Origin of the sequence: Haladaptatus sp. R4, assembly GCF_001625445.1 — an archaeon.
Taxonomy (GTDB): Archaea; Halobacteriota; Halobacteria; order Halobacteriales; family Haladaptataceae; genus Haladaptatus.
The window spans coordinates 41,635-68,263 of the sequence record NZ_LWHG01000002.1 but is presented as its reverse complement, the minus strand read 5'-3'; the positions used below and the strand labels follow the sequence as shown (position 1 = coordinate 68,263).

Below are 26,629 nucleotides of genomic sequence, written 5' to 3'. Positions count from 1 at the left end.
CGTAAAACAATAAATTTACTCGTTGAGGAAATATAAAATTCTCTCGAATAACGTGATTTAACGGATGTGTTTTGAAGACGAGACTCCGGAGAGAATCCGGCGTCCGTGCTCCCGCCTACGACCGGAACAGCGTCGTATCGACGGAGACGGGTTTCGGGCCGAGCGCGAACGTCTTCCACGCTTTCCGGACGAGCGGCGTTTGCGGTGCGACCGCAAACGCCACCCGCGCGAACGGTTTTTCCAGCCACGGCGGAACGGAATCGGCGTGCCGGACGTACCACGAGATGGCCCGCTCGCCGCGTCGTTGGAGGGAGAGCACCTCCTCTATCGCGGGCCGTCGAATCGACTCGAACCGACGGAGTCGCTCGGCCGGTATCGGCGAGTCGTCCGCTTCGAGCGCGTGGACGAGCGTCGAATGAGCCACGGCGGCGTCCTGAATCGCGAGTCCGTTCCCCTGTCCGCCGACCGGCGACGCGACGTGCGCCGCGTCGCCGAGCAGGAGGAGACCGTCATCGACCCATCTCTCGGTGAGGCCGGGTTCGATGTGCAGGAGCGAGCATTGGTCGAAGCTCTCCAAATATCGGGCGATGGTCGGGTCCACCGTCGCGATCTTTCGCCGAAAGGCATCGATGCCCCGCTTTCTGATGTTCGGGTACGTCCCCTTCTCGATGAACCACCCGGCCTGTGCGTTCTCGGACCCCAGTCCGAAGTAGAGCAGAATCCCGTTTCGGTCGATTCTCCCCTGTGCGGCGGTGTCCACGGCCTCCGCCGGAAGCTTGAACCACAGTAACTCGATATTCGAGTCGAACAGGCCGGGGTCGAGTCCCGCCGCCTTCCGAACCGTCGAGAACCGACCGTCCGCGCCGACGACGAGTCGGCTTCTGAATTCCAGGTCTTCGTCGTGCTCGCGGTCGGTCGCCGTCACGCCGACTACCTGCCCGCCCTCACGAACGAGGTCGGTGACGCCGGTCGAGTGGCGAAATTCGAAGTTCTCGAACTCGTCGGCCCGGTCGATGAGCAGGCGAAGCAACGCCGGTTGCTCCATCAGCAGGCCGTAGTCGTACGGCTTCGGCAGACGCGAGAGGTCCACGAACTCGTATGACCGCTCGAAGACGGTTATCTCCGGCCGTTGCACCTCGTCGTGGTCGAGCGCCAGCACGTCGTCCAACACGCCCATCTCCGCGAACAACTTCACCGTGAGCGGTTGGAAGAGATATCCCCGAAACTCGCGGTCGAGGTCCGCGTGGCGCTCCAGCAGAACCACCTCGACGCCGCTTCTGGCGAGCAGATAGCTCAACACACATCCGCCCGGTCCGGCACCGACGACCACGACGCTCGTTTCCTCGGTCGTGGTGGAATCGTCTGGCTCTTCGGCGTCGGCGTCGGACATCCCATTTACTCCTCGTCACTCCCTTTACCGTCGAGGAGCGCGCCCACGTCGGCGTGGTCGTGGAGCAGTTCGCCCATCCGCTCGACCGTCTCCTCGTTTCGAGTGCGTCCGCTTCGAATCACGTCCTCGGCGCGGTCGATGGTCGTCAGCGTGTCGGCCTGTACGAGCATGATCGGGACGCCCTTCTCCTCCGCCTTTCCGATGACGGCACCCGGCGGACGGAATCCACCCGTCAGGATGAGACACTTCACGCCGGGCGCTTCGAGCGCGACGGTCTGCAAGTCCGGACGGTCGCCGCCCGTCACGAGGGCGGCGTCCCGCGTCCGGCGGAGATAACGAAGCGCCTTGTCGCCGCTCATCGCGCCGACGAGGAAGCGTTCGACGAACTCGTCGGTGTCCGCCCGCGTGAGCACCTCGGCGTTGAGTTCCTCGGCGAGGTCGCCGACCGTGATTCCGGCGAGGTCCTGCTGGCGCGGGACGACGCCGAGCACCGGAATCCCCCTCCCTTCGAGGAACGGGACGACGTCCGTATCGAGCGGGTCGAAGTTCGTATTCGACACCGCGTTGAACAGCACACCCGCGAGTCGGTCGCCGATGTCGTCCACGGCGGCGAGCAACTCGTCCACGTCGGCCGGTGTCTCGTAGCCCGAAAGGAGCAGTACCTCCGCGTCGAGCAGTTCCGCGATTTCCGGATCGGTGAGACCGACGATGCCACCGGTCGTGAGGTCGCCGCCGCCTTCGACGATCATCACGTCGTGGCCCTCGGCTATCGAGTCGAAGTTCGTTCGAATCTCCTCGCGGAGTTCGTCCGGCGATTCGCGGCCGCGAATCGCTCCCTCGATGAACGTCGGCGAGTAGACGACGGGTTCCATCTCGTGTACCTCGGCGTCGAGGCCGAGGAGTTCGCGGGCCAGCATCGGGTCCTCGTCCAGCGTCTTGCCGACGTTGCTCTGGAGGCGGGTCCCCTTCGGTTTCATGTAGCCCACCGACAGCCCACGCTCCTGTGCGAGTCGTGCCAGCGCGAGGGCGACGGCGGTCTTGCCTGTACTTTCTTCGGTTGCGGTGACGAGTATCGTGTTCATAGTTCGTCCGTATCCACGGTCAGTCGAATGTCGATCGCTCGTGCGCCGTCCGGGGTGGCGACGAGTGGATTCACGTCCAGTTCCAGAATCGCGGGGAAGTCGGTGACGAGTTGCGAGAGCCGTTGCACGCACTCGACGACGGCGTCGATGTCGGCCGGTTCGCGTCCCCGCGCACCGCGCAGCAACGGTGCGGCCTCGATGTCGTTCACCATCTCGCTCGCCTCGCGCTCGCTGATCGGCGCGACGCGGAAGGTGGTGTCCTCGATAATCTCCACGAAGATGCCGCCCAGTCCGAACAGCAACAACGGACCGAACTGCGGGTCGCGGTTCATCCCGATGATGGTTTCGGTCCCCGAATCGAGGTCCACCATCGCCTGCACCTGCACGCCCAAAATCGTCGCGTCGGGTTGGTAGTTTCTGGCCCGCGTCACGAGGTCCTCGTAGGCGTCCTCCACCTCGTCGTCCGCGACGCCGACTTTCACCCCGCCGATGTCGGATTTGTGCAGGATGTCGGGACTGACTATCTTCATCACGACGTCCCCCTCTATCTCCCTCGCGGCCGTCATCGCGTCCTCCGGCGAATCCGCGATGGCGCTTTCGGGGGTCGGGATGCCGTACGCATCGAGGAGGTCCATCGCCTCCACGCCGAGGCGATTATCGCCGCGTTCCTTCGCCCGCAGGAGAATCTCCTCGGCGCGTTCCCGATCCACGTCGAAGGTCGTCGGTGCCTCGTACTCGCGCTCGCTGATGTCGCGGTACGTGGTGAGCGCGTCCAGACTCCGAACCGCGCGGGCCGGGTCGAAGTAGTTCGGAATCCCGCCCTCGTGGAGGACGTCCGCCGCGGCTTCCGTCCGTTCGCCGCCCATCAGCGCCGCAGCGACCGGCTTGCCGTGTTTCTCCTGCAGTTCGACGGTGACCTCGGCGAGTTCGCCGTAGTCGATGACGGCCGTCGGCGCGGCGAGCACGACCGCAGTCCCGACGTTCTCGTCGCCGAGCGCGATGTCGATGGCCTCGCGGAAGCGGTCGAGACCGGCGTCACCGATGGCGTCGATCGGGTTGTAGATGTTCGCCTCCTCGGGTAACGCCTCGGCGAGCGCATCCAGTGTTTCGTCCGTGAACGACGCCAGCGAGAGGGTCGAATCCCCCACCGCGTCGGTGGTCATCACCCCCGGTCCGCCCGCGTTCGTGATGATCGCCACGTCATCCCGTTCGGGCAGGGGCTGGCCCGCCAGAATCTGGGAGAAGTCGAACAGCCCTTGGACCGAATCGACCCGCAGGACGCCCGCCTGTTCGAGTCCGGCCTCGTACGCCCGGTCGCTCCCGGCCAGCGTTCCGGTGTGCGAGGAGACGGCCTGCGCCCCGGCGTCGGTGCGCCCGGATTTAACCATTACAATCGGCGTGGTTTGGGTGACCTCGCGGGCCGTTTCGATGAACGCCCCACCGTCCTCGACGCCTTCGAGGTAACCCAGTATCACGTCCGTTTCAGGGTCCTCGCCCCACGCGCGGATGAAGTCCGTCTCGCTCAGCACGGCCTTGTTGCCGAGCGACACCACGTCCTTGAACCCGAGTCCCTCGTCGTTGGCCCAGTCGAGGACGGCCGTGATGAACGCCCCCGACTGGCTCATGAAGGACATCGACCCCGGGAGCGCGTTTTCCGGCCCGAACGTCGCGTTCATGCCGACCGGCGTGCTCATCACTCCGAGGCTGTTCGGGCCGACGAGGTTCAGGTCGTATTCGTCCGCTATCTCCTGTAACTCGCGCTCCCGCGACGCTCCCTCGCTCCCGGTCTCGCCGAACCCGGCGGTGATGACCACGACGTTTTTGATACCGGCTTCGCCCGCCCCGCGAACCACGTCCACCGCGACGTGCGGCGGGACGACCACGACCGCGAGGTCGATGTCCGGCGCGGACGCGAGGTCCGGGTAGCAGTCCAGTCCGAACACCGAATCGTAGTTCGGATTCACGGGCACCGTCTCGCCGTCGAACTCGTCGCGGAGGTTGGTCACGATTGCGCGACCGATGGAGCCCTCGCTCTCGGTGGCTCCCACGACGGCGACACGAGACGGCGCGAAAAGGTCTGTGAGTACGGTGTCACCCATCGTCCTGACGGTTCGTTGAGAGCGAGATTAAAACTAGTGTCCCTTACGGCGAAGTGAGAAAGAACGAATGGGAAGGGTTTGAAAGCGGTCGGTCGTGTGCTACGAAGGAAATTTTGCTTCTCGGAGACTGCAACTACCGATCCACATGGATACTGCACCGTAACCTGTGGCGGTTTCCCAGATCCAGTCTCGCATCACTCGTGCGCTCGCCGAATCACGGTTTCAAACCGCTCCCTATCGGGTGAAAAATGAAGATGCGTATCACAGTCACAATCCGAAGCTCCGATTCCCGAAACTAGTTCGACCTCCTCACCTAATTCCCTCGCAACTGCACACTCCACGTCCTCGCCCTCTGTCCGAACGTCATCCACCAATGCCGACCCATCGTGCCCGAGCAAATAATCGATGTGCCAATGGCGAGCGTCGTTTTCGCCCGACGCTACCCGCCCGTGACGAGCGATACGCGAGAAGCCACCCTGTCCGAAGGCGCTTCCCGTGTAGGCGTACCATCCCGAATCGAGTTTCCGTGTGCCTTTCGCGCCGAATTCGATTTTCGTTGCGTCCTTGAGTTCGACCAACAGCGTGTAGGTTCCTTTCATCGTACCGGGGTCAGACCGTCGCGGCCACGATTGCGACGATGCCGCCCGCCACGGCGAGCATCGTGACGCCGTTCAGGACGATGGATTGCTTGTGGTACTGTGCGAAGGCGTCGTCGCCCGCCGCCTCCATTTTCGGGATGAGCACCCAGCGGGCGTAGCCGTTCAGAACGACGCCGACGATGGCGAGCGCGGCGGCGACGAGACCGTCGAACGCGCCCGTCGCGTTCCCGATGACGGCCGCGCCGAACGCGACGAACCCCAGTCCAAGCCCGAAGGCGTAGTATTTCGGGAAGATGGCGTTGACGACCTGCCCGGCGTCGTCGTCGAGCACGTCGAATGTCGTCGGCGCACCGATGAACGAGAAAAAGACGATGCTCCCGAGCCAAATCCCCAGCGCCGCGTCCGCGACGACGAGGAGTCCGGTTCCGAGAAGGCTCATAGCCGAGGGTTGGGACGACTACTCAATCAAGGTTCTTCTTCGCGGGCGAGGGCGTTGTACACCGTCGCGACGATGGCTCCCGCGAGCGCGCCGTCCATGAACCCCCACGCTGCGCCGACGAGTCCCCCGAGGAACGTCGGTCGATAACCGATGTACAGCGATGAGAGCGTCTCGACCGTTTCGTCGCCCCACCCGAACCGTGCTATCCACGCGTCCAGCATCACGTACAGTGACCACATCACCCCGCCACCGACCGCGAACGCGCGAACGTCGAGTTTGTCCGTCATGATTCTCGAACGAATTCACCGGGAACGCCCTTAGCTTTGGAGGCTGAGTGAGTACCGGCGATTTCGTCCGAGTCGATCAAAAGTGCGAGCAGACGAGTCCGCCAACGAGCGAGAGCATACTCACACTGTTCAGGAAAATCGACCGCCGGTGGTAGTGGAAAAATCCGTCGTCGGCGCGTCTCATCTTCGGAACGAGGACTATCTGTGCGTAGATGGTCACGAACAGCGCCACGAGCAAGAGGGGGGAGATAAACAACGAGGACGTCGAATCGAGCATCGCCTCGCTCTGTGCGAATACGACTAGGTTGATGGCGGTAAAACCGAGTATCGTACCGAAGGTTTGGTATCTCGAAAACAGGGTGGTAACGACGTCTTCGGCACCGTCGCCGAGCACGTCGAACGTCGTCGGCGCGCCGATGAACGAGAAGAAGACCGTCCCCCCGAGCCAAACCCCGAGGGTGACATCCACGACCAACACCACCACCGTTTCGAGAAGTGTCATGGCAGAAAGTAAGAGTTCAAGGGAATTTGTACTTTCGCCCGACGCTACTCGCTCACGTCGGCGACCGTCGCCTCGGCATACGTTTTCAGTTCCTCCGGCGTGATCGGAAAGACGGCTTTCGGCGTCCCTGCGGCGGCCCAAACGGTTTCGAAGTCGGTCAGGGTCTCGTCCAGATAGACGGGGGCGTCGGCGTCGTGGCAGAACGGCGGAACGCCGCCGATGGACCAGCCAACCGCCTCCCGTATCGCGTCGGCGTCGGCCATCCCGACCGCCGACGCGGGGACGTCGAGCAACGCGGCCAACTTCTCCTCGCTCACGCGGTTCGCACCGCTGGTCACGGCGATGACGAGATCACCATCGGCACGAAAGACGAGGCTGCTGGCGATCTGTGCGACGTCACAACCGATTGCGTCGGCGGCGTCCTCCGCTGTTTTCGTCCCTTCGGGAAACTCGTGGACGTCCACGTCGAACCCGTAGCGTTCCTCGGCGCGCGTTTCGAACTCCTTCGCTCGCTGATGCATGCGCGGTAGGTCTTTTCGACGGGATAAATCGGTGATGGTGGCGGAAACGTTCTCAGTTCGTCGAGTCGCCGCCGTAACTCACGGTGAAGTCATCGACCGTCGCGGCGAGCGCTTCGGCCTGTTCGGCGAGCGCCTCGGCGCTCCTCGCCACTTCGCTGACGGAGGCGGTTTGTTCCTCGGCGGCGGCCGCCACGTCCTCGGCTTCGGCGGCCGTCTCGTCGCTGATCCGCGTCACGTCGTCCACGGCGGCGACGACTTCCTCCGTCGTCGTCGCCTGCTCGTCCGTGACGTGGTTTATCTCGGCGATGCCGCCGGTCGTCTCCTCCACCTTGGAGACGATGGACTGCAACGACTCCTGTGCCTCGTGAACGGTGTCGGACCCGTCAACTACCGCCTCACGGGTTTCCTGCACGTTTTCGACGGTCACGTTCGCCCGCTCGCTCACCGTGTTGATACGCCGTTCGATGTCACCCACCGCCTCCTTCGTCTCGTTCGCCAACTCCTTGACCTCGTTTGCGACGACTTCGAACCCTTCCGTATCGCCGTCGGCGTTCGCCGCTTCGATGTTGGCGTTCAGCGCGAGCATGTTCGTCTGGTCGGCGATGGAACGGATGAGGTCCACGATGTCGCCGATGCGGTCGATTTCGACCGCCAGTTCCTCCATCCCATCGACCACTTCGTCCGTTCCGGATTCGATAACGGACATCTTGTCGATGGCGTCGGATGCCGCCTCGCGACCGTCCTGGCCGAGCGCCTCGGTCCGCCGGGCCGACTGTGCCACCTGTTCGGCGGACGCGGCGACCTCCTCGATTGTCGCCGACAGTTCCGCCATCTCCCCGGACGTCCGTTCGAGGCGGTCGGACTGCTCGACTGCGCCGTCCGACATCATCTGCGTCGATTCCGTCACCTGCTCGCTCGCCCGTTCGATTTCGTTGGTGCTCGCGGTCACCTCCTGACTCGCGGCCGCGACGTCCTCGGCGAACTCGTTGACGCTGCGAATCGTCCCTTCGAGTTCGTCGATCATCTCGTTGAATCCCTCCGCGATGTCGGTCATCGACTGGGTGGGACTCTCGGTCGACATTCGCCGAGTGAGGTCGCCGTCGGCGGCCGCTTCCATCACGTCGCTGAACTCGGTGGCTTTCCGGTCGAGCGCCGCGTTGAGCCGTTCCGCATCAGCCTGCGCGGCTTCCGCCTCGGTCTGCGCTTTTTCGGCATCCGCTTGGGCCGCCTCGGCGTCCGCTTTCGCCTCCTCCGCTTCGGCGCGGGAGCGTTCGAGGTCGGTAACCATCACCCGCAGGTCGTCGCGCATCCGTTCGAGCGTCTCGCCGAACGCGCCGGGAACCGATTCGTCCAACACCGGCGCGTCGAACTCCTGTCGTGCGAGCGCGTCGGCTTGATCCGCGACCGTGTTCAGGTAGTCGTGCATCGACTCGAACGATCCGTACAACTGCCCCATCTCGTCCTCCCGGTTCGTCTCTGGCGGGTCGGCGTCGAGTTCGCCCGCCGCGATGCGGTCGGCCGTTTCGGAGACGGATTCGAGTGATTTCGCCGTTCCGCGGCCGATGGTGAGACCGACCGCCAACAGCGAGAGAATCGCCATCAACACCAGAATCCCGATATTCTTCGTGACGTGGGTCTGGAGTGCGAACGCGGTCCTCTTGGGAACGTGATACAGCAACACCCAATCCGTGCCGATAACCGGCGTGTAGGCCATCACCGACGACGAGCCGTTGGTGGACACGTGTTGAATGTCGCTGTGACCGGCCAACCCGTTCTCGATGGCCGAATCGAACACGCCCGGGGACGAGTTCATCAGCCCGACGTTTCGGTTGTCGAGGAGGACCGTCCCCTGCCCGTTGACGATGGTCACGTCACCGGTCGTCGTGGGCGACGAGAGAAGGTGAGAGCGTTCCGACAGGGACACCGTGAGGATAACCAGACGGGACGAATCCGTGGTCGGTGTCACGAACGAGGTCACCGGTTCGCCGTTCGCCTCGTACGGCGACGTGATGCGGACCGTGTCCCGCGTCGGAAACATGAGCGACTGGTTCGCCCACGCCGCGTCCGAGACGCCGACTCGCGTCCCGATCAACTGCTCGTCGGTGCTCGCCAGTACGGTGCCGTTCCGGTCGAAGTAATGGATCGCTCGGACATCGGACGGCATGTCCACCAGTTGCTTTTCGATGAACGTCTGCCGGTCGGTGTTCGACGTCTCCTTGCCGATCACCGAGGCGAGGAAACGGTCGGTCGAGCGTTTCTTCGAAACCCACGCGTCGAGCGAGTCGGCTTCGATTTTCGCGGCGTTTCGTATCTCCTTGTCCGTTTGGCCCGCCACGAGGTCTTTCGTATCGAAGTGGATGTAGGCCCCGCTGGCGGCGATGAGGACGAGGATGGCGAACAACACCGCACCGAACCGCGCCGCGTAGCTTCGACGGATTCTGAACGGCACGACCCGTCGTAGGCGCGTCGAAACCCGTTTTCGGCGCGAGGGGTTGGAGTCGGTCATTCCGTCGACTCCTCCTCGAAAACCCACGCACGGAGCAGTTCCAGTTCATCGAGTTCGAAGTCGGTCACGCGTTCGATCACGTACGAGTCCAGCGGTTCGAGGTCGTCGTTCAGATCGACCGGTCCCGATGCGCCACGATAGTTCACCGTTCGATCCGCGGAGACGAGCGTCTTCGCCCGCTCGAACTCGCCGACGGTGACGGTCTGCCCGACTCCGCCGGAAACGGAAGGAAGGGAGTCGCTGATGGCGGTCGCATCCGCCTCTCCCGCTTGTTCTATCGCGAGGCCGAGAAGGAACGCGGCGTCGTAGGCGTGTTGCGTGTAGGGTGCGAGCGGCGTGATGTCGTCGAGTTTCTGTGACAGTTCGATGGAACTCGACGTCCGCTCGGTTGCGACCGACGCGCTGTACATGCCGTTCATGTACAGCGGAACGTTCTCCGGGATGAGTCCCTCGCTGAGGACGGACTCGCCGTAATACGGATAGCTGATTAGCTGTTCGAGCATCGCCGTATTACCGGGTTCGCTGACGAACGCGACGGCGTCGGCCTCGGACTGGACGACCGTCTCGACCTGTTTCAAGTAGTCGTCCGTTCCGGGCGTGAACGGAACGATCGCGACCGTCTCGCCGGAGATTCGCTCGTCGATGGCCGTCGCAAGCCCTTTCCCGAAATCGTTGTCGGCGTGCGCGATGGCGACGGTGTCGGCGGCCACGTAGCGGTCGTCGTCGAGTATCTTCGCCATCACACGCGCCTGTTGAACGTCGTTGGCGGCGGTCCGAGCGAAGTACTTCGTCCCGTCCCGTACGGCCGCAGATGCGAGGTCCGGATACGTGCTCGACGGACTGATGGCGATGACCCGCTCCCGGGCGAGGTCGTCGGCGAGGGACATCGAGATATCCGTGGTGACGGGGCCGACGAATCCGACGACGTCGTCGTCCACGAACGAGTCGAACGCCGTCTTTGCGGCCGACTGGTCGAGTTCGCTGTCACCGACCGTGAGATCGAGTTTCCGGTCGAGCGGGCCGCCAGCATCGTTGATATCCGCGACCGCCGCCTCGATGGCGCGACGGTGGTGTTTCGCCACCGTACCGAGAGCGCCCGAGGCCGAAAGCGGGAGGAGTGCACCGACGCGGATCGGTTGCTGGTTCAGTTCCCCACCGAGACAACCAGCGAGACCGCTGATTGCGGGAAGGGAACCCCCCGCGAGACGAATATATTTTCTTCTAGACACATCATCTAACATATATTGCCACGAATAACAAACCAGCCAAAGTACCTTTCGATCAAGATATGTTTTGTTTGTGATCAGTGAACACACCGACAGCGTTCGAAGCGCCCGTTCGACGGCCGCACCGCTCCATCTTTTTTACCGTCGTTCAGCGAAGCGTTTTATGATCGAACGTCGAAACCGAGCCATGGAATTCGAGGTTACCACGTCGAAGCACGTGGACATCGTCGACATCACGGATCGAGTGGCCGAACACGCCGAGAACGCCGAAACGACGTGTACCGTCTTCGTCCCGCACACGACCGCTGGCGTGGTCGTCAACGAAGACGAGCGCCGACTCCGCTCTGACTTCAAAACCCTCTTGTCACGCCTCGTCCCTCGGGGTGACGACTACAGCCACGACCAGTTGGACGGGAACGCCGACGCCCATCTCCGCTCGATGTTGCTCGGAGAACACGTCACCGTTCCCGTCGAAGACGGCGAGTTGCTGCTCGGGACGTGGCAGTCCATCCTCTTCGTGGACTGCGACGGACCGCGGACGCGCCGTATCGTCGTCAGATGAGCCGATCACCGCAGTTGCGACACGAGACCGTTTTCTTGCCTGTCGCGGTTCGTTCGACTCGCAGCGAGCCGTTCGAATTACAGGACGGACAGACGCTCTTTCCGGTTTCGACGGCTTGGTGTTGAGCCATCCACTTGACGTTCTGTTCGACGATACGCAGGCGGTCCTTCGTCGCTTCGAGTTCTTCACGGAGCGTTTCGACTTCCGACTTCGGGGTTGATTCTGCGGTGGACGATTCGCGTAGGGACGATTCCGTCGTGGACTCCGATTCGTTCGTCGTCATGGGTTTCACCCGTGATGGGTGCTACCCCTACTCACGATTCGTCAGAATAAAAGGTTGTGGGCCGGATCGATCGTTTCCGTCGTTCAATCGGTCGCGTCGAGCGTGTCGATTCGACGGTTCAGTCGGCCCGCGTCGAGTCGGAACCGGATTTCGACTCGAACCGCTCCAACGCGCTCTTGAAGTCGCCCTCGTCCTCAGTGATGGACTCCCACGCTTCGAGGCCGCGTTCCTCGCGGGTTCCCTCGACCGTGTTGTCGAGCACGAACGCGACGAGACCGCCGACGGCCATCCCCGTTCCGAGGACGACGTACAGCGTGTTCGAGACGATGTCGGTCCCGAGAGCGGGGCCGAGCACTGACACGCCCTGCATTCCCTGCTGGAATGCCGCGGCGTCGATGTTCCCGATGTACGCCGGGATGGCGAGCCCTGAGAACGTGGCGAGACCGACGATGAAGAGGTTACGCGAGGAATCGAGATCGACGTACTTCAGGTTCGAGAGCCCGACGGCTGAAATCTGGCCGAACATGGCGATGAACAGGCCGCCGACGATGGGGCTCGGAATCGTCGCCACGAGTTGGCCGAAGTAGCCGACGAAGCCGACGACGAGCATGACGACGGCACCGATCTGGACGACGTAGCGCGAGGCGACGCCGGTCAGACCGATCGCGCCGATGTTCTCGGAGTAGGAGGTCGAACCGTTGCCGGTACCCATGAGTCCGGCGAAGACGCTGGCGAGACCCTCCATGCCGATACCGTGGTCGATGCGCTTCTTGCTCGGCGCGCCGACGCCCGACAGGCGGGCCACGGCGTGATAGTCGCCGAAGCTCTCGATCATGGAGGCGACGACGCCCGCGAACATCCCGACGATGTACGGGAGCGTGAAGCGCGGCATCCCCCACTGGAGGGGCATAACGGGCTGGAAGAGGTTGGCGTGGACGACGCTCATGTAGTCCACGTAGCCCGGATTCGACGGCGTGTAGACGCCCGTGTAGGAGAGCATGAACGCGATTGCCCACGCCGTGATGACGCCGAGGAGGACGGGAAACAGGCGGAACGCGCGATGGTTGTCGAGATACTGCGAGAAGAGGACGATGAGACCGAGCGTGAGACCGACGAGCAGCCAGTTCTGGTTGGAAGCGGTGATCTGTGGAACGCTGAACAGCGACAGACCGATGAGCGCGATGGTCGGCGCGATGACGACCGGCGAGAGGTGCTTTTTCAGTCGACCCATCAACCCGAGATAGCCGACCAACACCTCGACCGCACTGGCCGCGATGACTGCGCCCTGCAATTCGAGCAGGGTTACGCGCCACCCCGCGCCGATGACGCCGATGATGGCGAGCGCGGGTGCGAGCATCGAGAACGTCGCTCCCTGCACGATGGGGTAGCGATTGCCGAACGTCGTCTGGGCCAACGTCGCGATCCCGGAGACGACGAAGAACGTCCCGATGAACTGGGCCGTCTGTGCTGGCGGCATCTTCATCGCGCCAGCCAGCGCCAGCGGCACCGCGATGTTCGCCCCGATCATCGTCAGATAGTGCTGGAATCCCAGCAGGACCGATTCCCCCAGCGGCGGTTTCTCTTCGATACCATACTCCACGAACGACGCCTCTTCGAGCGCCGAATCCCCGGTCGTCTCGCCTGTGCTGTCACTCATAGCTCGTTGAACGTACTCTACTCTCCGATTTTCCGAAGGATGCTTAAAAGTGACGTTACGAATCTCGCCGTTTTGATTACGATTCTCGTAATTCCGCGACGGCGGCGCGATCAGGGAGCGCCGTCATCGCGCCGGGTTCGGTGGTCGTCATGGCGGCCACGGCGTTGGCGAATTCGAGGACCGCGTCGAGCGAACCGCCCGATTCGTCGTCGGCCAGCGCCGCGAGCGCCCCGGCGGTAAAGGCGTCCCCAGCGCCGGTCGTGTCGACGACCGACACGTCGTAGCCCCCGTGAGTCGCGGACCCCGCCTGTCGGCATCGTCGCTCGCGTGCGCGTGGGCACCGTCCCCGCCGAGCGTGAGGAGGCACGTGTGCGGTCCCGCCTCGCAGACGTTCGCCGCGAGCGAGGCCGCATCCTCGCCGTCGAATCCAGCCATTTCGAGGTCCTCGGGCGTCGCCTTCACGACGTCCACGAGGGACAGCATTTCGTCCACCGCCTCCGCGAATTCGACCGCTCCGTCCGCGCCGCCGCCCTCGGACCAGAGTTCCGGACGCGCGTTCGGTCGAATATCACCGAACAGTCCGCCTCGTTGGCGCGCTCGGCGAGGTCGAACGTCGCGGTTCGCGCCGGATCGCTCGCCAGCATCACGCCGCCGACGTACACCCAATCGACCTCGGCGAGCGCCTCGTCCGACACCCCACCGGGTTGCAGTCGCGTGTCTGCGGTTCCATCGCGGTAGAAGGTGAACGCCCGGTCGTTCGTCTCGTCGTGAGTAACGAACGCCAGCGTCGTCTTCGCGTCCGCGTCGCGCTCCACGAACCGGTCCGGGAGGTCCGCATCGAGCACCTTCGAGAGGTAGTCGCCGAACGGATCGCGGGCGATTCGCGTCCAGAACCAGGGCGTCTCGTTCAGTCGGGAGAGCGCCACCGCGACGTTCGCGGGCGCACCACCCGGACGGCGCTCGAACGTCGGTACCTCCGAGAGCGGGCCGGATCGTTCGGGGAGGAAATCGATAAGCGTCTCGCCGGAAACGAGAATCCGTGGCGTCGATGAGTTCGACATGGTTTTTCGTGGGCGGGCTAGTAGGAAAGGATTTACTTCCGCCGCTAGCAGGAATCGGATATTTTAGAAGAAAGTATGATATTCCGACATTCCCGAGAGCCGTTTCCGGCGAGCAGTTTACAGCAGTCCGTCCAGATACGTCTTGCTCGTCCCCATGTAGCCGTCGTCGAGAGTGAACACTTCGAGCGAGAGCGTGCCGTCCATCATCGACTCCACGTAGTCGAAATCGAGGTCACTTGCGACGTCGAACGCCTCCTCGTACTCCATGCCGGTTTGAGTAACGTACCCGGTCTTCTCGTTCATGCACGTCGTTCGAGGCCGATAGTTCTGGTCGACAGTACAATGGGTCGAAAAATCGAGAAATGTCGTTAGTTTCCGTTGCCGTCGTGGTCGGTGTTGCTTCCGCCCATGTGGTCGCCGTTTCCGCCATCGTGTCCGCCGTGATCACCGCTTCCACCCATGTGGTCCCCGTTGTGACCGCTCCCACCGCTGTGATCCCCGTTGTGACCGCTATGGTCGCCGCTTCCACCCGAACCACCCTTGCCGCTCGTTTGTACCTTCCCGACCATCGTCGTCGGGTGGACGGTGCAGTAGTACTTCTTGATCTCGCTCGTGGCGACGAACTGGAGGGTCTGTGTCGCGCCTTTCTTCTGGACGGTTTTCGTCTTGCTGATGGCGTTCTTCGGCGGTTTCGTGCTGCCGCCACCCATGTTTCCGCCGCCGTTCCCCATGTGGTCGCCCCCACCGCCGTTCTCGTTCGTCCGTACGTTCGGATAGATGACTTTGAGGTTGTTCCCGTTGGAATCCTGAAGGGCGAAATCGTGCGGTTGACCGTCCATGTTCGTCCACGTCACCTGATACACCTGACCGGTCTGAAGCTTCAGCGTCGGGTTCTTCTGTCCCTTGATGGAGTTCGGGGCTCTCCCCTGCCACCCTTGAACGCGCCCACCCAGTTGGAACGATTCGTCCATTCGATGTTCGTTCTGCTGAGCGGCCCCGACGGCCGTCATACCGACGAGCGTACCGCCTGTCATCGTCAAGAACCGTCGTCGTGTCTGGCTGATCGATCTGTCGCGAGCCATGCCCACAAACGATTGGCGAGAGCCAATAAACGACGATTATCGTTCGTATCGTGAAACCGCGGCACGCGAACGGCGAGCCATCGTTTCGTGACGGTAATCACGACAACCGAATATCGACCGGATAAGGGTGCGATTACCCCACGGTTCACGGCCACCGAAACCCGATCGAAATGAATAGTCGTCCAGTTCGGACGACCGGGAGTTATCGACGATTTGTCCGCACTTTCTGGTGATTTAATCGACAGTTTTTCGGTACTATTGATATGCTGGAACGCCGGTGGTGATATATGGCGTCCGAAAAGATCGGGTTGACCGAGTCGATTTCGATGGCGGTGGGTGGGATGGTTGGTGGCGGTATTTTCGCCGTTCTCGGCGTCGTAGCGGCCGCTGCGGACACGCTGGCGTGGCTCGCGTTCATCGTCGCGGGGATCATCGCGATGGCCGCGGGCTACTCGTTCGTTCGTTTGGGCAAACTCTCGAACGACGGCGGTGGGCCGCTCACCTACATCGAGCGGTTCACCGGAAGTACGAAACTGGCGGGGATGACGGGATGGACCTTTATCGTCGGCTACATCGGCACGATGGCGATGTACTCCTACGCGTTCGGCGGCTACTTCACCGAACTCGTCGGCCTCACGAGGATCGCGGGAATTCCGGCACGGCCGTTCGTCTCCGGACTCGTCATCGTCCTGTTCGTCGGTCTGAACGTGCTCGGCGCACACGCGTCCGGCCGGACGGAAGACGTTCTCGTCGGCTTGAAAGTGCTCATACTGCTGGTGTTCGGCTTCGGTGGTCTCTACTACGGATACAAAAACGGAAAGCTCCACACCGGGTTCGCGAAACTCGGCGTCGGTCCGATTATCGCGGCGGCGCTCTCGTTCGTCGCGTTCGAAGGTTGGGAACTGCTGTTGTTCGACCGTGACAGCATCAAAAATCCGGCCGAGACGATACGAAAGGCGATCTACATCTCCATCGTCGGCGTAACGGCGATTTACATCATCGTCGCCGTCGTCACGACGAACCTCGTGCCCCCACACGTCATCAAGGCGAACGCGGAAACGGCGCTGGCGGTCGCCGCGAGGCCGTTTCTCGGGCAGACCGGATTCGTTCTCATCTCCATCGCCGCGCTGTTCTCGACCGGGAGCGCCATCAACGCGACGCTGTTCAGTTCCTCGCGACTCCTCAGCAAGATGGTGTCGGAGGACTATCTCCCCGCACAGATCGGTGGCAACGGCGGCGGCGAACCGGTTCGAGCGCTGATCATCCTCGGGACGCTGACGGCGGCGTTCACCGTCGTCGGGAGTCTCAACGGGATCTCGTCGTTCGCATCCCTCGCATTCATCACCATCTTCGGCGCCGCGAGCTATCTGGCGCTGAAAAATCGGAGCAGCGGCGACCTGAAAACGGCAATCGTTCCCGCCATCGGCACCGTCGGCGCGATGGCGACCATCGTGGCGCTGGTCTGGCACCTCTACACGGCGGAGAACTCGGTGTTCTGGACGGTCGCCATCATTACGATCGTCGTCGTCGTCGTCGAGGTGGCGTATTTCGAGCGGAAATCGATAGAAGACAAAGCAGCGTCGATAGAGGCCGAGGTCGAGGAGTACGTTTGAAGACTCGGGTATCGTCGCTATACGTAGCCCTTGACGCTCGTGTGAACCCCCATCGCTTCGAGGGTTTCTTCCAGCGCATCCAGCACGACCGCGAGGTCCTGCTGAAGCGCGTATTCGCGATACTTTCCGCCCGCGGACCCTTCGTTGATCTCCGACACGGAGAGGATTCCGAGCATCGCGAGGTCGTCCAGGTGCTCGCGTAGCCAGCGAGCGGTCAGGGCCTCGCGCTGGGCGGTCACCGAGAGCGCCTTGTATCGGGAGTAAATTTCGCGGGAACGAGCGGGCGTCTCGCCCTCCGCTTCGAGCGTCGCGAGCGCGTAGACGACCAGTCGCTCGTGGTCGTTCAAATCGGCGATACCACGAGCGGACCTGCTCGCGTTCGAGCAGGTCGCGACCGCGTCGGACGTGTTCTTCCGACACGCGAGCGGCGTTTTCCTCGCGAGCGAGGTCGCCCGCCTTCAAGAGCAAGTCGAGTGCCTTTCGCGCGTCGCCGGATTCCTGTGCGCCGAACGCCGCACAGAGTGGAATCACGTCATCGGTCAGCACGTCGTCCTTGAACGCGACTTCCCGACGCTGGTCGAGGACGGCGCGGAGTTCGTTCGCGTCGTAGGTCGAAAAAGAGATGGACCGCTCACAGAGCGAGGAACGGACTTTCGGCGAGAGTCCGTCGCGGAACGTGAGGTCGTTGCTGATACCGATGAGGCCGATTCGGGCTTCGGTGAGGTTGCCGTTTTCGCGTGCACGGGAGAGTTGATAGAGGATGCTGTCGTCCTTCAGGTGGTCGATTTCGTCCAGCACGAGGAGGATGATTCCGCCGTGGCTGTCGAGTTCGTCCCACATGAGTTCGTACACTTGCGAGCGCGAATAGCCGGTCTCGCTGATTCGGTTCGCGGGGTCTCGAAGGGTGTTCACGAGGTGACTCGCCACGCGATAACTGGAGTTGAGACCGTCGCAGTTGACCAGTTCGGTGAAGATGTCGAGGTCGTCGTAGTCGTCGGCGTTGTTCTCCAGTTTGTCCAGCAAGAATCGCGTCGCGGCGGTTTTCCCCACACCGGCTTTCCCGTAAAGGAAGATGTTGTCCGGTTGCTCGCCGTAAATCGCGGGTTGGAGCGCACCGTGATATTCCTCCAACTCGGAATCCCGTCCCACCAGCGTGTCGGGCGTGTAATCGTCCAACAGTGCTTCACGATTTTTGTACGGAGAATGTTCGCGAACGAACTCGAATGAACCCATTATTCCATCGCAATCGGAGGAGTGGTATAACCCTTCCGAACCACCCGTTCCTCTGATTCCGATGTTTCGTCTGAATAGGGAAAAACGGACATAGCCTACCCAGACCACCCGTTCTCGTGTGATACGTCGGGAACGGAATCGAGGGAAAGACACGGAGAACCATCCGTTCCTCTGATTCCGGTGTTTCTTCTGTTCCGTTTGCTTAAATACCACCCCCACCCCTCGATTCCGCTGAGTGGGGAACGAACGGTGGGGTGGGGGGAAGAAGGGGCTTCTAGTATGGGAAGATTCAAGACGGTATCATCACAACAATATCCGTAAACTAGACTAAATCGACTATTTCACCGGACATAGTCGATGAATGATATTCGGTTCCCCGTCGTTCGTCGGAGTCGTATTTTCGTCGGCCCACCTTCGGCGTGGGATTCAGCGGAATCGAGGGGTGGGGGTGTTTATAAATGCCCACAGACAGAGGAAACTCCGGAAGTGGACCTTTCCTTCGTCGCTCCCCATGACTATGAAGAACAACGGAACGGTGGGGTGGGGGAGAACCACCGTTCGAGTCGGCAACACCCGGGACGAGCGAGTAACCCCTTGCGAAAGACAGCGGAACGACGGTGTATGTTCCATGCCACTCAATGTCCCGGCTATGGCAGATTCCGCGGAGCGCAACCACTTCCCGCGGAGCGCAACCACTTCCCGCGGAGCGCAACCGCCCTCCTCGAAGACAGACTTGATCCAGTCGCCACCGAGTCGGTGTCCTGCACCGACGCTGCAATCGTTTTCTACTGACGTTGGAACCGTTTCCCACTGACGCTGGAACTTTCCAACAGATGCTGAAATCATTCTTCTTCCACCGGTATTGGAGCGTCCCTTTCAACTGCATGTTCACCTTTCCACAATTATCACTTTTCAACGGCTAGCGGATCGGTATCCCTCCGTGCTCGTCGCATGATGAACAGCGGAACGGTGGGGTCCAACCGAACGGATAGGGACGACGAATCCGAACTATTTCCTGTAATTCGGTATCAAAAAACAGCGGAACGACGGGGTGGGGGAACAAAATCCCGACACGAGACCCTCTAAACCGTCATTTCGGAACCGAGGGTGACAAAAGACGATGGAACGACGGGTAGCTATACGGAACCCGTTTGGTGGAGAATCGACCACGACGAAACGGTCAACCGGAGCATCGGTGCCGAATGAACAGCGGAACGATGGGGTTCGGTGAGACGGGAAACCCATTGGTCACGCCCAAATAGACGTTCCATCCAGCGACGAATCTACACCCGTCGCCAACGACAATACCACATTTCCGCCAGCGATAGTACCACATTTCCGCCAGCGATAGTACCACATTTCCGCCAGCGATAGTACCACATTTCCGCCAACAGATGTTCCGAACCGATCAGTTTTAGCACCGGACTCTTCGGTACCGAACTCGACTAAATTCTCCTTTTACATTGTTTTACTAATATGGCTTATTTCTGGAACACGGGAACAAACAGCGGAACGGCGGTGGGGGTCAAAACACCGAATTGGCTCACCAAAAGACAGCGGAACGACGGGGTTGCCCGTCTCTTCGATTCGAAGCGGCGTTGCCCCTATAATCACAGAAAATAGCGGAACGACGCGTAAAAAACCAGTTTCGAACTTCGTCCCGTTCCGCGGAACGGAGGGACTATCCCGATTTTCGTGTCCGTCAGACACAGCGGAACGACGGGGTTCTTCGACGGCGTTCCTGTGTCAAAAGAGCCACAACTACGCCACGGAGAGACGGTACTACCGTCCGGAAGACGACCGTTGGAAAATCAACGAGGTCAGATTTCGCGGTAGATTCGCTTCCGTCGAATTTAGAGGATGATGCTCTCGTACCGCTTACAGTATGATGCTCTTGTGCCGGACCATCTCCTTTATCGTCAGGTTGAGCCCTTGCCGACCGATTCCCGAACCCTTGTTCCCGCCGAACGGGATGTCTCCGAGTCCGTGGCTGGGCGCACCGTTGATCCGGACCGCTCCGGCGTCGAGTTTGTCGGCCATCCGGCGCGCACGGTCGTAGTCGTCCGTGAACACGGCCGCGTCCAGCGCGAGGTCACCGCCGTTCGAGATGTCGATGGCGTCCTCCTCGGTCTCGAACGTCGTGACCGCAGCGACGGGACCGAACTGTTCCTCGTGGATGATTCGGGCGTCGTGCGGGACGTTCGCCAGCAGCGTCGGTTCGAAGAACTGCCCGTCTCGGTCGCCACCGCGAACGAGGTCTGCTCCCTTGTCGAGCGCATCCTCGACGAGTTCCTCGACCCATTCAGCCTGGTCCTCGCTGATGAGCGGTCCCATCTGGGTGTCCTCGTCGAAGAGGTCGCCGACGGTCCACTCGTCCATCGCGGCGTCGATTCGGTCGACGACGTCGTCGTGGATGCTCTCGTGCGCGAGCACTCGGCTGACGGCCGAACAGCGCTGTCCGGCGTACTTCAGCGACCCTTTCGCACAGGCATCGGCGACTTCCGAGAGGTCCGCGTCCGGGAAGATGACCGCAGGTGCGTTGCCGCCGAGTTCCATGTGTAGGTTGACCATCCCGCTCTTGCGCGCGACGTGCTTTCCGGCCGCGCTGCTGCCGGTCATCGTGATCATGTTGATACGGTTGTCGCCGACGAGCAGGTCGCCGATTTCGCTCCCGCGTCCGGGGGTGAAGTTGAACGCGCCCTTGGGAAGGTCGAGGTCGGAGATCACGTCGCCAGAATCGCCGCACTGACCGGCGTCTTGCTGGCCGGTTTGAGGATGACGCAGTTACCCGCCGCGAGCGCCGGTGCGACTTCCAGCGCGGTCGTTGCGAGGGGGTAGTTGTACGGCGTAATCGCCAGAATCGTTCCGACCGGCTCCGGCTTGAGGATCGCTTCCCAGCCTTCGTGGCCGCCGGTCGTCCCTTTGCGGAACTCACCCTGCAGGTCGTGGGCCTCTTCCGCCGCACGGCGGAAGCGCTCTGCCGCGCTCTCGACTTCGCCGCGAGCGCTCGAAATCGGCTTTCCGGCTTCGCGCACGATCACTTCGGCCAGTTCCTCCTTTCGTTCGAGGAGGCCGTCCGCGATCTCCTCCATCCACTCGGCGCGCTGTGGAATGGTCGTTTCGCGCATTTCGGCCTCTGCCCGTTCCGTGGCGGCGAGCGCTTTGTCGGCCTGTTCGGCGTCCGCTGCGGCGACTTCCGCGAAGACGCCACCGTCCGCGAGGTCGGTAACGTCGAGGGTGCCGTCGGCGTCTAGCCACTCACCATCGATGTAGAGTTGCTCCCGTCGATGAATCGGTTTCTGTGACATGGTTACACCTTGGGACTCAGTAGGTAAATTATTTACTCACAACCGGATTAACACCGGAAGTTTGCTTTTATCGATTCGACAACGGAACGCTACCCCAGAAATACGACAAACGACTCGTTTTAGGCCGAATCGGAGCTAGTTTTAGAACACCATCTTCCCGTTCGAAACCCGCTCTCGAATCGAGTGGGCGATGTATGCGTCCGAAATAGGATTCATCTCGATAGTGGCGAAAACTGAACAGCTGTCAACCTCGGTCGCGTGTCAAAATCGATACCCAACCCACGGTTCAACATGATAATTCCGTTGTTATCTACACGATGATTCCGGTGTTCGATTGTTGATTCGTCACCCGAATCAAAACCGAACCAAAACTGAATCAAAACCGAACCAAAACCGAATCAAAACCGAACGAGAAACGGCCGCCTCAGAGCGATAGCCACTCGGTCGTCACGTTCTGTTGGACCAAATGCCATCGTTGTTCCACGTCGCTGCCGATCATTCGAAGTTCGATGGCGGCGTCGAAAACGGGAAGCAGGGTGCGGACGACCCTCGAATCCATCTCCACCGGGAGGTGGAAGTGCCCCATTCCGTCGACGGTTTTGATGCGGCCGGTCAACACGTGGAGAAACCGAAAGAGGGACTCGTGGTCGTGCGTCTCGACCAGCGGCGTGAGCGAGTCGAGACAGACGCGGAGTTCCCCCGACGAGAGTGCCCCGCTCTCGCGTTCGAACTCGTCTATCGCGTTCGAAATTTCGATGCCGAGTTCGGCGAGGCCGTCGGTTTCGAGCACGGTTCTGTCGGAATGGTTCCCCGTGCTCGATGTCGTCGAGGTGCTTCGAACGGCGGTCGGTTGTTCGATGATCTTCACGTCGGCGGCGTTCGCGTTCGCGTTGGTGTCTACCTTCGGCGTCGAGGCGTCGTCGCTCGGCATGTGTGTCTGGGGGGCTTTCCCGGCCGTTCGAACGAACACCCGTCGCCGTGGCTCGGCAGTGGCATCTCCGAGAAGACGGTCGCACGCCCGGTGCATGGCGGGTTCCGGACCAACGAGCAAGAGACCGCACCCCCTGCGCTTGAGTCGCGCCAGCTCCCGAGTAAAGGTTACAGTAGTTTCCCCTGTCTCGGCACTGTTTTCGCCACGCTCGTCCATTGTTCCGGACACAATACCTAAAGTACGATAAGTATTCGGATTGCAGCGGGAGGAAGAGTCGGCAAATCCGGCGGCGTTTGTAGCTGTTTAAAGCATCCAATCCCTATCGAAAACCGATGACCGACGACCTGTTCAGTAGCGTCACGTTTCGAGAATCGACGGCGCGAAACCGTGTGATGGTGTCGCCGATGTGTCAGTACTCCTGTGACGGTGACGGGCTGGCTACCGACTGGCATCACGTGCACCTCGGAAGCCGCGCTACGGGCGGTGCTGGCATCGTGATGACCGAAGCGACCGCCGTCGAACCCCGCGGTCGAATCTCGCCGGACGACCTCGGCATCTGGAGCGACGAGCACGCCGACGCGCTCGCTCCGACCGCCGAATTCATTCGCGACCGTGGTGCGCTTCCGGCGATTCAACTCGCTCACGCGGGCCGTAAGGCGAGCAAGACCAGTCCGTGGGGCGGCAACCAACCCCTCCAACCCGACGACGATGGGTGGGAAACCATCGCGCCGAGTGCCGAACCGTGGCCGTACGACGACACGCCGCCGGAACTGCGCGAGATGACGACCGACGACATCGCAACCGTCGTCGATTCGTTCGCGTCGGCGGCCGAGCGCGCGCTCGACGCTGGATTCGAGATCGCGGAAGTTCACGCCGCGCACGGCTACCTCCTCCACGAGTTCCTCTCGCCCGTCACGAACCGCCGCGAGGACGAATACGGCGGCAGTCTGGAGAACCGAACCCGAATCGTTCGGGAAGTCACGGAAGCGGTCCGCGAGGTGTGGCCCGACGACAAACCCGTCTTCGTTCGCATCTCCGCGACCGACTGGCTGTCGGATCGGGAATCGTGGACCATCGAGGACTCGGTTCACCTCTCCGAGGAACTCCACGGCCTGGGTGCCGACCTCATCGACGTGAGTGCCGGTGGACTGCACCCCGACCAGCAGATACCGAACCCCGGCCCGAACTATCAGGTCCCGTTCGCCGAGCGAATCCGCGAGGAGACCGACGTCCCCGTCGCGCCGTCGGCGGCATCACCGAACCCGCACAGGCCGACGCGCTCATCCGAAACGGTCGGGGCGACCTCGCGATCATCGGCCGCGAACACCTCCGCGACCCGTACTTCACGCTCCATGCCGCGACGGAACTCGACGCTGAAGACCGCGTCGAATGGCCCCGACAGTATCGCCGCGCTGTGTGAATTCCGGAACCACGTCGTTCGTCCGACGGACGATTTAAGCCGCCACTCGTCCATCGATTCGTATGGCATTCAGTCGCAGGAATTACGTCCCGCGGGGACGGAGGTACGTTCATGCCGACTGACGACACGACTGGTCCGGACGAGTCGGAGCCGTCGGTCGAACTTCGGAACCCGCCAACCCCGTTTTTTCTCGCCGAAAAGTACGTCGCCAACCCAATCCTGCGACGGTTGCTCCGTTCGAAGCTTCACTGGCTGGTGAGCGACCGGCTCATGCTCCTCTCCTACGTCGGACGATATTCGGGGTCCCGCTACACCACCCCCGTCGCTTACGACCGTCGCGGTGACACCCTCATCGCGACCACGCTTCGTCAGCAGAGCAACTGGTGGAAGAACTTTCGCGAGGAACACCCCGCGACCATCTGGCTTCGGGGGTATCGCCGAAAGGCGACCGGACTCGCCATCACCGACGCGCGCGATATCGCCGAATTCGTCCGGAGCGCCCTCGTCCGCTACGGTATCGAGCGAGCGAAGTGGCTCGGATTGAAAATCACGGGCGACGAGACGCCGACCGTCGACGACCTCGAAACGGTCGCGGACGACCTCGTCGTCGTCCGCTTCTCGCTCGACGACTATCCGCCCGTCCGCACGACGCTTCACATCCGAGAAGAGGAGTCCTCGTCACGCTTCGGAATCGACTCTCCGTCTTAATCCTCCTCGTAGCGACTGTCCTCGCGGATGTTCTCCGGCATCGCGTCGTCCCGACCGTTGTACTGGTCGCCGAACGTCTCCACGATGTCGCGTTCGCTCCCCCATTCGACGTAGTAGTCGGTGAGAAGTCCCGCGACCGTCTCCCCGAGTTCGTCCAGTTCCTCGTTGATGGCCGAGACGGTCGACCACGAATCCACCTCGGCGTATTGCTCCTTCTCTTCCCAGTCGTCCGGGATTTCGGGCGTCTCGTACTCGACTTCCTCCCCTTCCGGATTCCAGTAGAAATCGAACTCCTCGATGTATCCGAGGTCGAGCGCGATTTGATAATCGTCCACCGAAAGCGCGGTCTCGTCCGCCCAGTCGCTGAACCCCTCCTCCCACGCGTTCTCCTCGTCGTCCAGATACGACTGCAAGTCCGCGCGCTTGTCCACGTCGGACTCATACTGTTCGTCCCGCGTCTCGCGGTAGATGGTCGGTGCGGTGGGCGTCGCTACATCGAGGCTCATGATAGTAGAGAGGCTTCCCACGAGGATAAACTCTCACTCGACCCACCGATCCTTCTGCGTTACAAACGGACCTTCGTAGAAGTCAGACGATGGTTGAATAGTTGTTCATTTATTCAACTATCATACGTATCGGGAATGTGTGGGGTACATTTTCGTAGATTGACGATGAACGGTTAACTGGACTTGGTGGAGTCATTTGGGGAGACATCCCCTTTTTCCATCATCAAGCAACTTCGTATCGACTTCTCAGTAATCCTTGACGCGCGCTGGACAACCAATACTCCGAAAGCAAAACCGGAAAGAAGCGTCGTGTAGATCTACTCCCTGACTCACTCCCGCTCGAATCGAATCGGGAGCGAATCGACGCCGTAGATGAACGAACTCCGCGTCGGTTCGAGCGTCGTTTCGGGAATCGTGATGTTCGACACGCGCGAGAACAGTTCCGAGAGGGCGACTTTGGCTTCGAGTCGGGCGAGCGGCGCGCCGAGGCAGTAGTGGGTGCTGTAGCCGAAGCCGAGGTGCTGGTTCGGAACGCGGTCGGCGCGGAACTCGTCGGCGTCGTCGAACTTCCGTTCGTCGCGGTTGGCGGAACCCATCCAGACGGAGATTCGGTCGCCTTCCTCGATGGTTTCGCCCCCTATCGTCACGTCCTCCATCGCCACGCGGGTCATGGCCTGCACGGGCGACCGGTAGCGAAGCACCTCCTCGATTGCGGTGGTGAGCGCCTTGTCGTCACCTGCTAACTCGTCGAACGTGTCGTCCTCGTCGAAACACCGCATCGCGTTCGTGATGAGGTTCGTCGTCGTGATGTTCCCGGCGACGAGCAACAGGATACACGTTCCGAGGATTTCGCGGTGCGAGAGCGGATCGCCGTCGATTTCGGCGTTGACGAGCGTCGAAATGAGGTCGTCCTGTGGGTTCTCCCGTCGGTCCTCCATGAGTTGGACGAAGTAGAACGCCATCTCTTGGCGCATCTCGCCTTGGCGTTCGTAGAACTCCTCCGTGTTCTCGTCCTCGCTCGCGGCGGAGACGATGGCGTCGGACCACGTTTTGAACTGGTCGCGGTCCTCGGCCGGAACGCCGAGCAGTTCGGCGATGACGATGACCGGAAGCGGGTAGGCGAACTCCTCCACGAGGTCGATTTCGTCTCCGTTGTCGAGGATTTCGTCCAACAGTTCAGTGGTCAATTCGCGGATGCGCGGTTCTAGCTCCCGAATCGAACGAGGGCTGAACTCGTCGTCCACGACGCCGCGGAGTTCGTCGTGTCGCGGCGGGTCCTGCAGGAGCATCGTGTCGAGCATGACGCCCGCCTCTTCGCCCTCCGGTTCCTGAAAGCCGTCCGCGTTCCGCGGACTCACGGAAAAGCGCTCGTCGTCGGCGAGTATGGTCTTCACGTCGTCGTACCGGAACACGTCCCACACGTGTCGAACCGGGTCGTACCGAACCGGTGCCTGGTCGCGCATCTCCCGATACCAGTCGAACGGTTCGAGCCACGCTTTCCGCTCGGATAGTTCGTCGGGGAACGCCTGCAAACCCTGCGGGTTGGAGGAACTCATCCCTAGTAATTGATGTACGTATCCGTATCAGCTTTTTCCAAACTGTCCCCCTATCGGA

General features: G+C 61.7%; 20 protein-coding genes and 4 pseudogenes. 4 read left to right on the top strand and 20 right to left on the bottom strand.

All coding sequences use genetic code 11. From position 1 onward, the window contains the following. Positions 1-115 precede the first annotated feature (115 nt). From A4G99_RS01080 to A4G99_RS01035, 10 genes are all read right to left on the bottom strand, one after another. A complete protein-coding gene (locus A4G99_RS01080; RefSeq protein WP_066138328.1) occupies positions 116-1,390 on the bottom strand; it encodes an FAD-dependent monooxygenase in 1,275 nt (424 codons plus the stop codon). Between the two features lie 5 nt (positions 1,391-1,395). Next, complete coding sequence (locus A4G99_RS01075; RefSeq protein WP_066138325.1) at positions 1,396-2,472, bottom strand: phosphotransacetylase family protein; 1,077 nt, start codon at positions 2,470-2,472, stop codon at positions 1,396-1,398. Beyond that, a complete protein-coding gene (locus tag A4G99_RS01070) occupies positions 2,469-4,571 on the bottom strand; it encodes an acetate--CoA ligase family protein (protein WP_066138322.1) in 2,103 nt (700 codons plus the stop codon). The genes A4G99_RS01075 and A4G99_RS01070 overlap by 4 nt, the downstream gene beginning before the upstream one ends. 194 nt (positions 4,572-4,765) lie before the next feature. Beyond that, positions 4,766-5,170 carry a DUF123 domain-containing protein gene (locus A4G99_RS01065; protein WP_066138319.1) on the bottom strand — a complete coding sequence of 135 codons (405 nt, stop codon included), beginning with the start codon at positions 5,168-5,170 and terminating at the stop codon, positions 4,766-4,768. A 10-nt stretch (positions 5,171-5,180) separates the two neighbouring features. Further along, a complete protein-coding gene (locus A4G99_RS01060) occupies positions 5,181-5,609 on the bottom strand; it encodes a DUF4149 domain-containing protein (RefSeq protein WP_066138313.1) in 429 nt (142 codons plus the stop codon). Between the two features lie 26 nt (positions 5,610-5,635). Beyond that, the gene (locus A4G99_RS01055) at positions 5,636-5,896 is read right to left on the bottom strand and encodes a bacteriophage holin (protein WP_066138310.1); all 261 of its coding nucleotides are present in this window, start codon (positions 5,894-5,896) and stop codon (positions 5,636-5,638) included. Between the two features lie 76 nt (positions 5,897-5,972). After that, positions 5,973-6,398, bottom strand: a complete 426-nt coding sequence (locus tag A4G99_RS01050; protein ID WP_066138304.1) for a DUF4149 domain-containing protein — start codon at positions 6,396-6,398, stop codon at positions 5,973-5,975. A 44-nt stretch (positions 6,399-6,442) separates the two neighbouring features. Next, complete coding sequence (locus A4G99_RS01045; protein ID WP_066138299.1) at positions 6,443-6,919, bottom strand: YbaK/EbsC family protein; 477 nt, start codon at positions 6,917-6,919, stop codon at positions 6,443-6,445. Positions 6,920-6,971: 52 nt separating this feature from the next. After that, positions 6,972-9,425, bottom strand: a complete 2,454-nt coding sequence (locus tag A4G99_RS01040) for a methyl-accepting chemotaxis protein (protein ID WP_066138296.1) — start codon at positions 9,423-9,425, stop codon at positions 6,972-6,974. After that, positions 9,422-10,654: an ABC transporter substrate-binding protein gene (locus A4G99_RS01035; RefSeq protein ID WP_223301532.1), complete on the bottom strand. Its 1,233-nt coding sequence runs from the start codon at positions 10,652-10,654 to the stop codon at positions 9,422-9,424. Before A4G99_RS01035 ends, A4G99_RS01040 begins: the two co-directional genes overlap by 4 nt. 184 nt (positions 10,655-10,838) lie before the next feature. Between A4G99_RS01035 and A4G99_RS01030 the strand changes: the two genes are divergently transcribed. Continuing rightward, positions 10,839-11,213 (top strand): secondary thiamine-phosphate synthase enzyme YjbQ, encoded by a 375-nt coding sequence (locus A4G99_RS01030; RefSeq protein WP_066138555.1) that lies wholly within the window; start codon positions 10,839-10,841, stop codon positions 11,211-11,213. Here A4G99_RS01030 and A4G99_RS01025 read toward each other — a convergent pair. The 5 genes and pseudogenes from A4G99_RS01025 to A4G99_RS01005 all read right to left on the bottom strand — a co-directional run bounded on the left by A4G99_RS01025 (position 11,206) and on the right by A4G99_RS01005 (position 15,248). After that, entirely contained in the window at positions 11,206-11,496 is a 291-nt protein-coding gene (locus A4G99_RS01025) for a hypothetical protein (protein WP_066138558.1), read from the bottom strand. The genes A4G99_RS01030 and A4G99_RS01025 overlap by 8 nt on opposite strands. 118 nt (positions 11,497-11,614) lie before the next feature. Next, positions 11,615-13,153 carry a uracil-xanthine permease family protein gene (locus A4G99_RS01020; protein WP_066138290.1) on the bottom strand — a complete coding sequence of 513 codons (1,539 nt, stop codon included), beginning with the start codon at positions 13,151-13,153 and terminating at the stop codon, positions 11,615-11,617. A 76-nt stretch (positions 13,154-13,229) separates the two neighbouring features. Further along, positions 13,230-14,214: pseudogene (locus tag A4G99_RS29660) on the bottom strand (carbohydrate kinase). 117 nt (positions 14,215-14,331) lie between these two features. After that, a complete protein-coding gene (locus tag A4G99_RS26430) occupies positions 14,332-14,517 on the bottom strand; it encodes a hypothetical protein (protein WP_066138287.1) in 186 nt (61 codons plus the stop codon). Between the two features lie 65 nt (positions 14,518-14,582). Next, a complete protein-coding gene (locus tag A4G99_RS01005) occupies positions 14,583-15,248 on the bottom strand; it encodes a hypothetical protein (protein WP_223301531.1) in 666 nt (221 codons plus the stop codon). A gap of 335 nt (positions 15,249-15,583) precedes the next feature. On the opposite strand from A4G99_RS01005, the gene A4G99_RS01000 reads away from it, so the two are divergent. Continuing rightward, complete coding sequence (locus tag A4G99_RS01000) at positions 15,584-16,909, top strand: APC family permease (RefSeq protein ID WP_066138282.1); 1,326 nt, start codon at positions 15,584-15,586, stop codon at positions 16,907-16,909. Between the two features lie 17 nt (positions 16,910-16,926). On the opposite strand, the pseudogene A4G99_RS00995 reads toward A4G99_RS01000, so the two are convergent. From A4G99_RS00995 to A4G99_RS00985, 3 genes and pseudogenes are all read right to left on the bottom strand, one after another. After that, positions 16,927-18,142 (bottom strand): annotated as a pseudogene (locus tag A4G99_RS00995) (Cdc6/Cdc18 family protein). Between the two features lie 1,878 nt (positions 18,143-20,020). Next, positions 20,021-21,450 (bottom strand): annotated as a pseudogene (locus tag A4G99_RS29315) (aldehyde dehydrogenase family protein). A gap of 424 nt (positions 21,451-21,874) precedes the next feature. Beyond that, on the bottom strand, positions 21,875-22,597 hold the full coding sequence (locus A4G99_RS00985) for a hypothetical protein (RefSeq protein ID WP_066138280.1): 723 nt from the start codon (positions 22,595-22,597) through the stop codon (positions 21,875-21,877). A gap of 116 nt (positions 22,598-22,713) precedes the next feature. Between A4G99_RS00985 and A4G99_RS00980 the strand changes: the two are divergent. Both A4G99_RS00980 and A4G99_RS00975 read left to right on the top strand, forming a co-directional pair. Beyond that, positions 22,714-23,801: pseudogene (locus tag A4G99_RS00980) on the top strand (NADH:flavin oxidoreductase/NADH oxidase). A 111-nt stretch (positions 23,802-23,912) separates the two neighbouring features. Then, positions 23,913-24,509 (top strand): hypothetical protein, encoded by a 597-nt coding sequence (locus A4G99_RS00975; RefSeq protein ID WP_066138277.1) that lies wholly within the window; start codon positions 23,913-23,915, stop codon positions 24,507-24,509. Here A4G99_RS00975 and A4G99_RS00970 read toward each other — a convergent pair. Then, on the bottom strand, positions 24,506-25,015 hold the full coding sequence (locus A4G99_RS00970) for a hypothetical protein (protein WP_066138274.1): 510 nt from the start codon (positions 25,013-25,015) through the stop codon (positions 24,506-24,508). The two genes, A4G99_RS00975 and A4G99_RS00970, sit on opposite strands and share 4 nt — an antisense overlap. Before the next feature lie 329 nt (positions 25,016-25,344). Beyond that, a complete protein-coding gene (locus A4G99_RS00965) occupies positions 25,345-26,571 on the bottom strand; it encodes a cytochrome P450 (protein WP_066138271.1) in 1,227 nt (408 codons plus the stop codon). Positions 26,572-26,629 lie beyond the last annotated feature (58 nt).